This is a genomic window from Myxococcaceae bacterium JPH2 (assembly GCA_016458225.1).
Classification (GTDB): domain Bacteria; phylum Myxococcota; class Myxococcia; order Myxococcales; family Myxococcaceae; genus Citreicoccus.
The window spans coordinates 62,574-75,874 of the sequence record JAEMGR010000016.1 but is presented as its reverse complement, the minus strand read 5'-3'; the positions used below and the strand labels follow the sequence as shown (position 1 = coordinate 75,874).

General features: G+C 71.3%; 11 protein-coding genes. 6 read left to right on the top strand and 5 right to left on the bottom strand.

From position 1 onward, the window contains the following. Positions 1–17: 17 nt before the first annotated feature. From JGU66_23780 to JGU66_23770, 3 genes are all read right to left on the bottom strand, one after another. The gene (locus tag JGU66_23780; protein ID MBJ6763804.1) at positions 18–4,073 is read right to left on the bottom strand and encodes a TOMM system kinase/cyclase fusion protein; all 4,056 of its coding nucleotides are present in this window, start codon (positions 4,071–4,073) and stop codon (positions 18–20) included. An 80-nt stretch (positions 4,074–4,153) separates the two neighbouring features. Next, positions 4,154–5,056 (bottom strand): hypothetical protein, encoded by a 903-nt coding sequence (locus JGU66_23775; GenBank protein MBJ6763803.1) that lies wholly within the window; start codon positions 5,054–5,056, stop codon positions 4,154–4,156. Between the two features lie 71 nt (positions 5,057–5,127). Continuing rightward, the gene (locus JGU66_23770) at positions 5,128–6,081 is read right to left on the bottom strand and encodes a type I pantothenate kinase (GenBank protein MBJ6763802.1); all 954 of its coding nucleotides are present in this window, start codon (positions 6,079–6,081) and stop codon (positions 5,128–5,130) included. Positions 6,082–6,264: 183 nt separating this feature from the next. Here JGU66_23770 and JGU66_23765 point away from each other — a divergent pair, with 183 nt between their 5' ends. After that, a complete protein-coding gene (locus tag JGU66_23765) occupies positions 6,265–6,828 on the top strand; it encodes a nuclear transport factor 2 family protein (protein MBJ6763801.1) in 564 nt (187 codons plus the stop codon). Positions 6,829–6,846: 18 nt separating this feature from the next. Here JGU66_23765 and JGU66_23760 read toward each other — a convergent pair whose 3' ends face one another. Further along, complete coding sequence (locus JGU66_23760; protein MBJ6763800.1) at positions 6,847–7,545, bottom strand: glutamine amidotransferase; 699 nt, start codon at positions 7,543–7,545, stop codon at positions 6,847–6,849. A 171-nt stretch (positions 7,546–7,716) separates the two neighbouring features. Here JGU66_23760 and JGU66_23755 point away from each other — a divergent pair, with 171 nt between their 5' ends. The 5 genes from JGU66_23755 to JGU66_23735 all read left to right on the top strand — a co-directional run bounded on the left by JGU66_23755 (position 7,717) and on the right by JGU66_23735 (position 12,681). Next, entirely contained in the window at positions 7,717–8,805 is a 1,089-nt protein-coding gene (locus JGU66_23755; protein ID MBJ6763799.1) for a peptidase M35, read from the top strand. An 85-nt stretch (positions 8,806–8,890) separates the two neighbouring features. Further along, positions 8,891–9,490: a protease gene (locus JGU66_23750; GenBank protein MBJ6763798.1), complete on the top strand. Its 600-nt coding sequence runs from the start codon at positions 8,891–8,893 to the stop codon at positions 9,488–9,490. 72 nt (positions 9,491–9,562) lie between these two features. Continuing rightward, the gene (locus tag JGU66_23745; GenBank protein ID MBJ6763797.1) at positions 9,563–10,669 is read left to right on the top strand and encodes an isopenicillin N synthase family oxygenase; all 1,107 of its coding nucleotides are present in this window, start codon (positions 9,563–9,565) and stop codon (positions 10,667–10,669) included. Between the two features lie 128 nt (positions 10,670–10,797). Beyond that, positions 10,798–12,087, top strand: a complete 1,290-nt coding sequence (locus tag JGU66_23740) for an MFS transporter (protein MBJ6763796.1) — start codon at positions 10,798–10,800, stop codon at positions 12,085–12,087. A 12-nt stretch (positions 12,088–12,099) separates the two neighbouring features. Then, positions 12,100–12,681 (top strand): SAM-dependent methyltransferase, encoded by a 582-nt coding sequence (locus JGU66_23735; GenBank protein ID MBJ6763795.1) that lies wholly within the window; start codon positions 12,100–12,102, stop codon positions 12,679–12,681. Here the strand turns inward: JGU66_23735 and JGU66_23730 are convergent. Continuing rightward, the gene (locus JGU66_23730) at positions 12,655–13,290 is read right to left on the bottom strand and encodes a hypothetical protein (GenBank protein ID MBJ6763794.1); all 636 of its coding nucleotides are present in this window, start codon (positions 13,288–13,290) and stop codon (positions 12,655–12,657) included. The two genes, JGU66_23735 and JGU66_23730, sit on opposite strands and share 27 nt — an antisense overlap. Positions 13,291–13,301: the final 11 nt, after the last annotated feature.

The following is a 13,301-nucleotide window of genomic DNA, read 5'->3' as shown; positions in this document are numbered from 1 at the left end:
GGTGCACCTTTCGGGGGTCAACTCCGGGGGGAATCCAGTGCGACGAGCAGGTCACGCGCCGCGGTGACATCCGCGAGCGCCGCGCCCTCGGTGAAGCCATCGAGCAAGGGACGCAGCGCGCTCACGGCATCGGCGGGCCGGTGCGTGTCGCGCAGCAGACGACCCAGCGCCAGCGAGGCCCGCAGCTCGAGGAGTCGAGTGCCATCCTGGCGCGCGAGCGTCACGGCCTCGCGCAGGAGGGCCTCCGCCGCCGACGTGTCCTGCGTGGTGGCCAGAACGCTGAGCGCCTTCAGCCGCAGCAACTCGGGCACATAGTAGGTCTCGCCCAGGGTGCGCCCGCGCCGCAGCAGGTCCTCCACCCGCGTGAGGGCCTCCGCGTGCTGCCCGCGCGCGGCCTGCAACTCCACGAGCAGCGAGGCGTAGTAGGTCGCCCCCAGCTCGAAGCCCAGCGTGTCCTGGAACGCGAGCGGCCCCACGAGCGCGTCCGGCTCCTGGGTGGCCCAGCCTCGAACAATCTGCGCATAGGCGCCGTGCACGGGCATCCCCTGACGCTGCGTCATCGCGAGCGCCGCGTCGGCCACCTCCACCACGCGCTCCCGCTCGCCGCGCTGCTGGTGCACCATCAGCAGGTAGATGTACGCGAGCCCCAGCGTGCTGGCGTGGTTGATCTCCAGCGCCCAATCCACCGCGGCCTTCGCCTGGGCCAGGCCTTGATCCGGCAGGCCCACCAGGCACAGCACCTCGCCCAGGCCCATGCCCGCGTAGGAGCGGGAATCGAGCCCGTAGACGTGGGCCTGCTGCGCGTGGCGCGCGGGCACGTAGAGCGACAACGCCCGCTCGAACGCCTCGCGCGAATCCCCCATCCGACCGTCGATCCACGCGGCATGGCCCAAGGCCGGCAACGTGGCCACCTGGTGGTCGACGTCCTGCGACAACCCTTCCATCGACACGAGCCGCTCGGCGAGCGCCCGGGCTTCGGCGCGCTGGCCGCGCGTATGGTGGAAGGTGAGCAGCGCCCAGAGCGTGGGCACGGCATGAGGCCCATCGCCCAGGAGGTCGATGAGCGCTCGCGAGCGATCCACCTGGGCCTTGATGGCGGCGTCGGACCAGCCTCGGCTTCCCATCAGCGCGGGCGTGATGATGCCGTTGAGGCTCAGCTCCACCTGGGCGCGCTCGCGCTCATCGGCCAGGACATCCAGCCAGGCGAGGGCCTCGGTGGCGTGGGCGATGGCCTCCGCGTTGGCGCTGCGGATGAGGGCCGCCAGGCCCGCCTTGCGCGCGTACTCGAGCGCCTCGCGCTTCTGCTCCGCCTGCGCATGGTGATGGGCCAGGAGATCCGGCCGAGACTGCACCACGTCCGGGAAGCGCAGCTCCAGCGTCGCGGCGATGCGCGCGTGCACCTGCCGCCGCGCGGACTTCAAGAGCGACTCCAGCGCCGTGTCCCGGATGAGCGCGTGCTTGAACAGGAACGTGGTGCCGCGCACTCCACGGCGCCGGTGCACCAGGTCCGCGGACACGAGCGCGTCCAGGTCGCGCTTGAGCGCCGCCTCGTCCCGCGCCGACACCGCCCGCAGCACGTCATGGCTGAACTCTCGCCCCAGCGCCGCCGCGAGCTGGGCCGTCTCCTTCGCGGGCCCCAGGCGATCCAACCGCGCCATCAACGAGTCGCGCAGCGTGGCGGGAATGGTGGGCCGTGGCGACGCGGAGGACTCCCTCGCGCCGGACAGGCCCTCCACCACCATCCGCGTCAGCTCCTCCACGAACAGCGGCACGCCATCCGTGCGCCCCACCACCTGCTCCACCACGTCACGCGGCAACGGTGTGTCGCGCGTCAGCTCCGCGACCATCTCCTCGGCGCGCTGGCGATCCAAGCGCCCCAGTTGCACCTGCAGCACCTTCGCCGCGGGCCACGGCACGGAGAACTCCGGGCGCGCGGTGAGCAGCGCGCACAGGCGCGACGTGGCGGTGTCCTCCACCAGCTTCCCCAGCAGCTCCAGCGTCGTCGGATCCGCCCAGTGCAGGTCCTCCACCAGGAACAGCACGGGCTGCTGCTCGGCCATGGCGGACAAGAGCGCGAGGATCGCTTCGAGCGTCAGGTCCTTCTGCCGCTGCGGCGACACGTCCAGCGGCGGATAGCGCCCCGAGCCCCCCTTCACCGAGAAGAGCACCGCGAACAGCGGCATCACCTCGGTCAGCTCGAAGCCATACCGGCCCAGCATGTCCTCCAGCGCGGTCTCCAGGCGGTCCGGCGTCCAGTCGCGCTGGAAGCCCACCAGCCGCTCCAGGAGATCCACCACGGGACGCAACGTGCTCAGCCGACCTTCCGGCGCGCATCGGCACTCCAGGAAGGTGTGCGGCACCTCCCCCGTCCTGCGCGCCAGCTCCAGCGCGAGCCGGGACTTGCCGATGCCCGCCTCTCCCGCCAGCAGGATGGCCTGCCCCGAGCCGCGCGTGGCCTGCTGCCAGCGCTGCTGGAGCAACTCCAGCTCCTGCGAACGTCCATGCAACACCGAGGGCCGCGCCCCGCTCACTGCCGACATCGCGGCGGGCGCGCGCAGCTCACCTCGCAGGCGAAACACCGGGCCCGCCTTGGCCCCGGACCCAGCGCGCACCGCGCCCACGGGCTCCAGGACGAAGCCCTCGCGCAAGAGCCGCGAGGTCGCCTCGCTCACCCACACCGCACCGGCCTCGGCCTGGGCCTCCAGGCGGCTGGCCACGTTGGGCGTCGCGCCGAGCAGCGCGGGCAGCTCCGCCTGATGACGGCCGCGTGCCTCCTGCCGGCTGACGAGCCCCGTGTGCAGCCCCGCCCGCACCTCCACGCTGATGCGCTGCTCATTCGCGAGCCGAGCGCCCCGATGCTCCAGCTCCTCGACGATGGCCAGCGCCGCGCGCGCCGCACGACGGGCATCGTCCTCGCGCGCCTGCGGATAGCCGAAGTACAGGAGCATGCGCTCGCCGAGGATGCTGCCGACGTAGGCGTCGAAGCGTCGCGCCACGTCCGCGCAGGCCGCGTGTTGGGCACGCAACAGTCCATCCAGCTCCTCGGGATCCACCGCGTCCGACTCCGGCGTGAGCGACAGGCTCACGCACAGGGCGGTGAGCTGTCGGCGCTCGCCTTCAGGGGCGCGCTCCGGCGTGGGTGGCGTGGGCAGTCGCGCGGCCACGGTGGGTGCCGCGCCAACCGCGGCTTCACTGTCGGGCCAGCCCTCGGACGCGCAGGCCTCCAGCTCGCGCAGCGCCTCCTGCGCCGAGATGGAGCGGGTCTCCACGTCCTTGCTCGTCACGCGCCGGAGCAACCAGCCCAGGCGATGCCCCTCCAGCCACGACGGCACGCGGATGGGCTCCGGCCCGAGCTGCTTGTAGAGCACCTCTTGCAGCGTGCCGCCGTCAATCACGCGGCGCCCCGTGAGGCACTCCAGGAAGATGAGCCCCCACGCATACAGGTCCGAGGCCGCGGTGGCCGGCTCGCCGCGCAGCTGCTCGGGCGCCGCGTACGCGGGCGTGCCCAGCACTTCGCGCGTGCGCGTGAGGCGCGCCAGCTCCTCCGCCTTCGGCCCACTGACCAACGTCCCCAGACCGAAGTCGAGCACCAGCGCGTTGCGACGCACGCCGGTGTGGGTGACCATGATGTTCTGCGGCTTGAGGTCGCGGTGCACGACGCCCTGGTTGTGCGCGCAGCCCAGCGCATCCAGCACCTGGAGCATCAAGTGCGCCGCCTCCCACGGAGCCAGCGCGCCGTCGTCCGTCAGCACCTCCGCCAGCGTGCGCCCCGGCACGTACTCGAACACGGTGAACAGCACCGACTCCTCGGACTGTCCCGAGTCGATGAGCCGCACGATGTTCGGGTGATACAGCTGCGAGCACAGCTGCATCTCGCGCTGGAAGCGCGCCACCTGATGGGCACTCTCCGCCTGCGGCGCTCGCAGCACCTTGACCGCGACCTCTTGATTCGTCGCGCGCTGCCGAGCCCGGTAGACCTGCCCGTAGCCCCCCTCCCCCAGCTTGGAGAGCACTTCGTAACGCCCTTGGAACACCGTGCCAGCGGCAATCTGAGGTTCCTGCGTTCGGTCCATGAGAGTCCCTGAACTTCGGAAAGGGCGGGATTCAATCTCAGGGCCGTGCGGGTGTCGAGGCAGGCGAAGGCGCGCGGGGCTCAGGAGGCTCGCGGATAGGGGAACCCCTCGGTCGGCTGCGACGGCTGGGTGTCGTGGAACCTCCGCAGGTCCAGCACGAGGTCGCCGTCGGGCGCCTCGGAGAGGATGTCCACGAGCCGCTCGCCCCAGCGCAGCCCCGCGGCGAAGTAGCGGTGGCTCGCGTGGAGGCTCTGCATGGTGATGTCGTCCGTCCCCAGGACCATCACCTGGATTTCCACTTCCTGCGCGACGATCGACTCGGGGGATTGGCCGTACAGCGGGCTGTCCGCATCGATGACGTGCATCGCGGTCCATGAGCGCTGCAGCGAGAGCGCGCGGTCACGCGCCAGCTTCAGGTCATAGGAGCGGTAGAGGCGCAGGCCCTCGGCGGTGGACTCGGAGCGCATCAGCACCACGCGGATCTCCGCGCTCACGATCTGGTTCCCCCGCTCGTTACCCAATCGGAACATCAACGTGGGGACGCCATTCAGGGGGCAGATGACCGGGTGACGCGAGAAGACAATGCGCCCCTGCGGGCGTGAGAACTTCGCGAACACCAACCCGGTGGCCAGCGCCGTGGTCAGCAAGCCCACGAGCGACTCCACTACCACGAGGGCGTGCGCCGCCGGGGCGTCGGGATACATGGCGCCGTAGCCGATGGTGCCCAGCGTCTGCACGCTGAAGCAGAAGGCATCCCAGAACGAGCCCGCCGCGGCATGCGCGACGCCGCCCGTGGCCAGGTAGCCAGCGGCGAACAGGGCGTTCACCAGCAGATAGAGCGCGCTGAGGAGGGCGAAGGTGGCCGACCAGGGCAGCTCGAGCAGCGCGTGGTAGAAGTCGCGCAGCGGGGTGGGCCGATGCCCCAGGACGCGAATCTGGTAGTCGGCGCCGGGAGGTCTGACAGTCACGGGACGCAAGGACACGGGCGGCAGTCTCGGGCGGAGACTCCCGAGCCGGCAAGTCCCGCGAGGCCCTCATCCCCCGCGGCCGCGGGTCACAGCTTGCGCAGCCGCACGCGGCGGACCCGGTGGTCCGGCCCCTTCACCAGCACCAGCCGCGCCCGCGAGCGCGTGGGCGCGATGTTCTGCGCCAGGTTCGGCCCGTTGATCTCCGACCACACGGTCTCCGCGCGGGCAATGGCCTGCGCCTCGGTGAGGTCCGCGAAGCGGCGGAAGAACGAGCCCTCGTCGCGGAACGCCGTGCGCCAGAGGTGGAGGAAGCGGTCCACGTACCAGCGCCGGATGTCCGACTCGTGCGCGTCCACGTAGATGGAGAAGTCGAAGAAGTCCGACAGGAACGCCTGCGGCAGCTTCCCGCCCGCGGCCGGCCCCGTCTGCAGGACGTTGAGCCCCTCCAGGATGAGGATGTCCGGGCGGCGGATGATGAGCGCCTCGTCCGGGACGATGTCGTAGTTCCGGTGGGAGTACACGGGCGCGGCGACCTCGGCCCGGCCCGCCTTCAGCTCGGCCAGGAAGCGCACCAGCGCGCGGCGGTCGTAGCTCTCCGGGAAGCCCTTGCGCGTCATGAGGCCGCGCTCGGCCAGCACGCGGTTGGGGAACAGGAAGCCGTCCGTCGTCACCAGCTCCACCCGGGGGTGGTCCGGCCAGCGCGCCAGCAGGGCCTGGAGGATGCGCGCCGTGGTGCTCTTGCCCACCGCCACGCTCCCCGCGATGCCGATGACGAAGGGCACCTTCTGGTTGTCGCCCCCGAGGAAGGCCTGCTGCGCGGCGAACAGCTCCTGCGTGGCCGAGACGTGCAGGTTCAAGAGGCGCGACAGCGGGAGGTAGACCTCCACCACCTCGTCCAGGTTGAGCTGCTCGCCCAGGCCGCGCAGGCGCTCGATCTCCTCGGCCGTGAGGGTGAGCGGGGTTGCCGCGCGCAGGTTGTGCCACGCCTCGCGTTCGAGGTCCGTGTACATGGAAGCAGCCTGGGGCCGGGTAGCAGACATCGCAGTCCTCCGGGGGCGGACCATGCCATGTGTCAGGCCCGGGGCTTCAACATCGTCGCGCTGCCGCCTCCATTTTGGAGCGCATCTGCCGGCAGCCTTCACATTTCTTCACGTCCGCCCAGCAATCTCGCACCCGCGCGCAGCGTAGGTTGCCGGTCGCTGTCCCTACCGTGAGCTCCCCCCATGGCCCTCCCCTTGTTCTTCATGCCCATGCTCTTCGGAGTCGCCCCGAGCAAATCCGGGCCTCCGCCTCGCACCGCGCTGCCCCCTGGCCCGCCCCCGCTGTCGGCGAGGGACCGCAAGGCCATCCAGGCCCTCATGGGCGCCCTGGACCATGACTGGGGCCTGCGCCAGGTGGACAGCTACCTGTCGCACCTGTCCGAGGACGTCGAGGTCATCAGCCAGAGCGGCGCCTTGCTGCGCGGCAAGGCCGCCCTGGAGAAGCAGGTCCGGCGGAAGCTGGAGGCCGGCCTCCCCGAGCGCTTCATCCCCCGCACGCGCATCGAGTCCCTGCGCCCCGTGGCCCGCGGCGTGGTGGTGCTCGTGCAGCACCGGGAAGAGGGACCGCGCACCTCCCGCGCCACCTTCGTCCTGAGCCGCCAGGCGACGCGCTGGCGGGTCCAGTCCATCAGCGTCTCGCCGGTGGACACCGTCCCGACCGCGCCCGCGCGCCTGCGTGAGCGCCCCGCCCGGACGCGCAAGCTGCGGGCACGTTCACGGACCGCGCCCGCCGCCTCTCGCGCCTGAGTCCGGCCCGCGCGCCCGCTAGCGCCGGGCCTCCCGGGCGCAGTGGTGCGCGAGCCGGTGCAGCAGCTCGACGTTCTCCGCCTCGGCGGCCTTGAGCTTGGGCAGTTGGGACCTCAGCTCCCCGAGGTCCTTGCCCCGCTGCACGAGGCCCTCCCCGCCCAGCTCCAGCCAGTGCCCCAGCTCCGCCGCGGTGAGCTCCAGGTGGAACTGGAAGCCGTAGGAGTTGCCCAACCGGAACGCCTGCTGTGAGTAGCGGTCCGTGGAGGCCAGCAACGTGGCGCCCGGCACGGGCTTGAACGTGTCGCCGTGCCAGTGCGCCACCACCGAGCGCGGGCGCGCGCCGCCAATCACCGCGTCCTTCAGCCCGTCCTGCGTCCAGCGCACCGGGGCGACGCCCACCTCGAAGCCGTTCTTCCCCGCGAACACCTCGGAGCCTCCAGCCGCCGCGAGCAGCTGCGCGCCCAGGCAGATGCCCACGCACGGGCGCCCCAGGGCGATCCGCTCCGCCAGCACCGCCAGCTCCTCGTTGAGGAACGGGTGCTGATCCGCCTCGTACACGCCCATGGGGCCGCCCATCACCACCACCAGCTCCGCGTCCACGTCCTCCCGCCGCACCGCGCGGAAGCGCTTCACCAGCGAGAACCCCGCCTGCTCCAACACCGGCCCCAGCAGCCCCGGCCCCTCGTGCTCCTCATGCTGGAAGACCACCGCGCGCATCGTCCACCACCTCCGCCGCTCTCACCTCGAATCCCGCGAACCCAGAGTGCGGTTTATTTCCGAGTATTTCGAGACATGGCAAATAAGCTGGGCTTCACCTATAAAGCAGATTTTACCGGGATACCCATCGAACCCGGACTGCCTGTAGTGACCTCAACAAGGGGAGTTCACGTGAGCAAGAGCCTTCGCGGTAACTTCAAGTGGCTGGTCGGCGCGGTTGTCGGCGTTTCCCTGCTGGGCGGCTGCGGCGCTCCGGCGGACACGACGGACGCCCCCCAGGCGACCGGCGAGCAGACCGCCAACGGCGTGACGGCGACCGTCACCCTGGCCAAGGCCTCCCTGGCCGCGCGCGAGGACGTCACCGTGACGGTGACGCTCACGAACACCTCGTCGCAGCCGGTGTCGCTGCTCAAGTGGTACACGCCGGGCGAGGGCCTCAAGGAGGGCCGCCTCTCGGTGACGCGCGATGGGCAGGCCGTGAAGTACATCGGCCCCCACTTCAAGCGCGTGGCGCCCCGTCCCGAGGACTACGTGACGCTGGCCCCGGGCGAGAGCATCAGCGGCCCGGTCTCGGTGTCCGGCCGCTATGACCTGTCCCAGACGGGCAGCTACTCCATCCGCTATGCGCAGGAGGCCCACGACAACGTCGGCGGCGTCTCCGCGTTCGCCTCCAACGAGGTGAGCGTGTGGGTGGAGGGCCGTAGCAGCGCCCTGGAGTCCGACCGCATCGTGACGGCCGAGAGCCTCTCCTACTCCGGCGCCTGCACCACGTCCGAGAAGTCCGCCATCACCACCGCGGTGAGCGGCGCGCTGACGTACTCGACCAACGCGTACAACTACCTCAACACCACCACGCCGAGCGGCACCCCGCGCTACACCACGTGGTTCGGCACCTACTCCAGCAGCGGCTGGAGCACCGTGAAGGGCCACTACCTCAACATCAAGAACGCGTTCGCGAGCGCGGCCATCGTGGTGGACTGCAGCTGCTCCGACTCCGGCACCTACGCCTACGTCTACCCGGACTCCCCGTACAAGATCTACGTGTGCGGCGCCTTCTGGAGCGCCCCCCAGACGGGCACGGACTCCAAGGCCGGCACGCTGGTCCACGAGATGAGCCACTTCACCGTGGTCGCCGGCACGGATGACTGGGCCTACGGCCAGTCCGCCGCCAAGAGCCTGGCCAAGTCCAACCCGACCAACGCCCGCGACAACGCGGACAGCCACGAGTACTTCGCCGAGAACACCCCCGCCCAGAACTGACGTTTCCGGGAAGACGGGTTAAGAGTCCGAGGGACGGGAGCGCCAGGCGCTTCCGTCCCTTTCTCTTTGTGGGAGCGACATGACCATGGGACGTCGACACATCGGCCTTCTCGCGCTGGGACTCGTCTGGGGCGCAGGGGCGTGCACGCAGCGCCAGGAGCCCGAACCCGCCAAGCCCCCCACCCCCGCCCCGGAGCGCCCGGCCCCGGTGGCCCCCTCCGAAGTGAAGGAGCCCGCGACCATGGCCGTCTCCCTGCGCTGCACGATGAGCGTCCCCGCGCGAGTGACCGCGGGCCAGCCCGTGGAAGTGACCTTCCGACTGGACAACCCCGCGTCCCAGCCCGTGCACGTGCTCCGGTGGAACACGCCGCTGGAGGGGCTGATGGGCAACATCTTCCAGGTGACGCGTGACGGGGTGGAGGTCCCGTACCGAGGCCCCATGCTCAAGCGGGCCGACCCGGGCGCCACCGACTACACGACGATTTCTCCGGGCGGCTCGGCGGAGGGCAAGGTCGAGGCGTCCCTGGCGTACGACTTCCGCGAGCCCGGGACGTACCGCATCGCGTTCCGCGACACGCTCTTGGATGTGGCCCCGGGCGCCACGGCCCTGCCTCGGACGCGGGATGGCTTCCAGTCGCAGTCGGTGACGTGCCCTCCGGTGGAGACCCAGGTCGCCAAGCCCTGAGAACAGCCGGGGAGGAATCGTTCCACGGGACCCTCCAAATCAGGGCCCAGGCGCGATACACCTGGGCGCACCATGGCGGAGACCTCCCCGATCCACATCCCTACGGTCGACCTGACGGACCTCGCGTCGGGCGACCCAGCCCGAGTCGAGCGCGGCGCGGCGGCAATCCGCGAGGCGTTTGGCGTCTTCGGCCTCGTCTACATCAAGAACCACGGCGTCGACACGCAGGCGCTCGACCGGTACTACGACGCGTTCAGCGCGTTCGTCGCGCGGCCCGACGCCAAGAAGCGTCCCTATGGCCGCGCCGACATCTGGTACCAGCGCGGCTGGACTCCGCCGAACACGGAGATCGCCGTCGCGGGCAACGGGCAGCCGGACTTCAAGGAGTGCTACTTCGCCGCGCCCTACCCCAACGACGCCGCCTCCGCGGCCGAGTTCCCGGAGCTCTACCCGGAGAACGTGTGGCCGGACGCGCCGCCCGCCTACTTCGAGGATGGGATTCTCACGCTCGGCAGGTCGCTGCACGAGGCCGGCCTGAAGCTGCTGCGCGGCGCCGCCGTGGCGCTGGGGCTGCCCGAGAACGCGTTCGCGGCCACGTGTGACCGGGGCCCGCACGTCACGCGCGCCCTGCACTACCTGCCGCTGGGCCCGTCCCAGGTGAACACCGGCATCGTCTGGGGCGAGGAGCACACGGACTTCAACCTGCTGACGCTGCTGCCCGGCGGCCGGTTCCTCGACCCGAGCGGCAAGCCCGCCCCCAAGCCGGACGACAAGAGCGGCCTGTACCTGCGCACGCGCGCGACGCCCGAGTCGCCCCAGGGCCAGATGGTGCGCGGCAACGCGCCCGCCGGCTGCATCGTGGCGCAGGTGGGCCAGCAGCTGGAGATCCTCACGGGCGGCACGTTCCTGGCCACCCCGCACGTCATCACCGCGCCGGGCGTGCCGGGTTGGTCGCGCCAGTCCGCCGCGCACTTCATGCACGTGCACACGAGCACGGTGCTCTTCCCGATGGAGAAGTTCCGCTCGCGCGAGGCGGTCACCAACTACGCGCCGCCGGTGCTCGCGGGCACGTACGACATCAAGACGCTGGTGGACATCGGGCTGGCGCCCCCGAGCGCGCTCGACAAGCTCGGATACCGGCACTACGACCGGCTCAACCGGATGCGCTCGGGGAGCTGACGTCCCACGCTCCTGGATTGTCCCTGGGCTCAACCTCCGAGCCCTGGGGGCAGCCATGAGAGCGCCTGCTCTGCGTGCCTCAACGTGACTGGCGAGGGAGCAGGGCGTGCGTTAGAGCCAGGGACTTCATGGCCCCCGCCAACGCTGACCCCCTCCCCTCCGTCTTCCGCCATCGAGATTTCCGCGTGTACCAGCTCGCGCGCCTGTGCGCGGTGCTCGCGACGCAGATCGAGTCGGTGGCGATTGGCTGGCAGGTGTATGCGCTGACGGGGAGCGCGCTGGCGCTGGGCTACACGGGCCTGGCGCAGTTCCTCCCCTTCCTCGCGTTCAGCCTCATCGGCGGACAGGTGGCGGACCGGGTGGACCGGCGCCTCATCCTCGCGGTGTGCCAGAGCGTGATGGTGCTGTGCAGCCTGATGCTGCTGTCCTTCACGCTGGGCCACGTGCAGGACGTGCGCTTCGTCTACGGCGTGCTGGTGTTGTTCGGCACGGCGCGCGCCTTCTATTCGCCCGCGGGCTCGGCCCTCACGCCGCGCCTCGTTCCGCCTGAGGAGCTGACGCGCGCGGTGGCCGTCAACTCCACCACGTGGCAGGTGGCGACCATCGCGGGTCCGGCCGTGGGCGGCATCCTCTACGGGTGGGCGGGCGCCAAGGGCGCGTACATCGCGTCCGCGTCGCTGTGCGCGCTCACCGTGGTGTGGATCCTCTCGCTGAAGGTGCGCACGGGCAGCGTGTCGCGCGAGCCGTTCTCGCTGGAGACCCTGGTCGCGGGCCTGCGCTTCGTGCGCGGCCAGCGGATGCTGCTGGGCAGCATCACCCTGGACTTGTTCGCGGTGATGCTCGGTGGCGCGGTGGCGCTGCTCCCCATCTACGCGCGGGACGTGCTGCACACGGGGCCCTGGGGCCTGGGGCTTCTGCGCAGCGCGCCGGCTGCTGGCGCCGCGGTGGTGGCCATCATGCTCGCCTTCCGGCCGCTGGGCGGACGCGCGGGCTGGAAGATGTTCGTCTCGGTGGCCATCTTCGGCGCGGCCACGCTGGTGTTCGGCGTGAGCCACTCGCTCGTGGTCTCCGTGGTGGCGCTGGCCATCGGAGGCGCGGCGGACATGGTGAGCGTGGTGGTGCGCTCCACGCTGGAGATGGTCGTCACGCCGGATGACATGCGTGGCCGCGTGGGCGCGGTGAACATGATGTGCGTGGGTGCCTCCAACGAGTTCGGAGAGTTCCGCGCGGGCTGGTTGGCCGAGCAGGTGGGCGCGGTGCCCGCGGTCGTCTCTGGCGCGGTGGGCACGCTCGTGGTGGTGGGGCTGTGGGCCTGGGCCTTCCCGGAGCTGCGACGCGTGGATCGGCTGGAGAAGGCCGCGCGCGAGGCCGCGGCCCAGGCCGCCGCGAACCAGGGCGCCGCCCCCGCGTCCTCCTGAGTCCCCGCCCGCATGGCCACCCTGGGCACGACGGAAGCGGTCCTCTTCCTGCTGTCGCTCGGGGGCCTCCTCGCGGGCCTGGGCTCCATCGTGGTCTACACCCTGCGCACGGGCATCTCGCCCATGCCCACCTCGCCGGGTGTCCGGCGCGAAGTGCTCGCGCTCGTGCCACCTGACACGCGGGGCGTCGTGCTGGAGCTGGGCGCGGGCTGGGGAACGCTGGCGTTCGCGCTGGCGGATCGCTGTCCCCAGGCCCAGGTGGTGGCCTACGAGCTGTCGCCTCTGCCCGCGGGCTTCTGCTCATTGCGACAACGCCTCGCGCCCCGCCCCAATCTCCGGGTGGCGCGCGAGGACTTCTTCCGCGCCCCGTTCGCGGGCGCGTCCACCGTCGTCTGCTACCTGTACCCCGGGGCCATGGCGAAGCTCGCCCCGAAGCTGCTCGCCGAGCTGCCGGCGGGCGCGCGCGTCGTCAGCCACACCTTCGCGCTGCATGGCTGGCGTCCCGTGCACACCCACCGGCTCGACGACCTGTACCGCACGCCCCTCTACGTCTACGAGGTCCCCGCCTCAGCGCCCCGCGCCGGTGGCGAGTGACGCGCCCGCGCCCAGCTCCAGCACGCTCGCGGCGAACTCGCCTTCCAGCTCGGCCTTGAACGCGCCCGGCTCGCTGCGCGCGCGGATGCGGCCGTGGGCCGTGCCTCCCTCGGAGATGAGCGACACCGTGGCGTCCTGGAGCGCGTACACCTCCGCGGGCCACGTGCGCGTCACCCGCAGCACGTAGCCCTGGCAGTCGCGCAGGTCGCCGGGGCTGTCCAGGTCCGTGCGCGCGCACGCGAGGGCCAGCGAGTAGATGGCCCGCGTCGCCGTGCTGCCTCCCGTGGCCTCGCCGCGCACGGTGCCGAGCAACACCACGCCATCCCCCGGGACGAGCGTGCGCGCCGCGCGCATCAGCTTCTGCGGATCCCCCTGGCCCGCGCCGGTCTCCGCGGCCTTCAGCAACTCGGCGGGCCGCAGGTAGCGCAGGTTCGCGGCCCCCATCAGCGTGGCGTTCAAGATGCCCGCCTCGCGCACCCGCTCGTGCACTGCGCCGCCCGCGGGTGACTCGAAGAAGCGCATCTCCACCGCCGGCCGCGCGCCGCCCGCTACGCAGCCCGAGAGTCCCATCGCCGCCAGGGCGGCCATGCCCATCCATCTCAAGTTCATGCGTGTGTCCT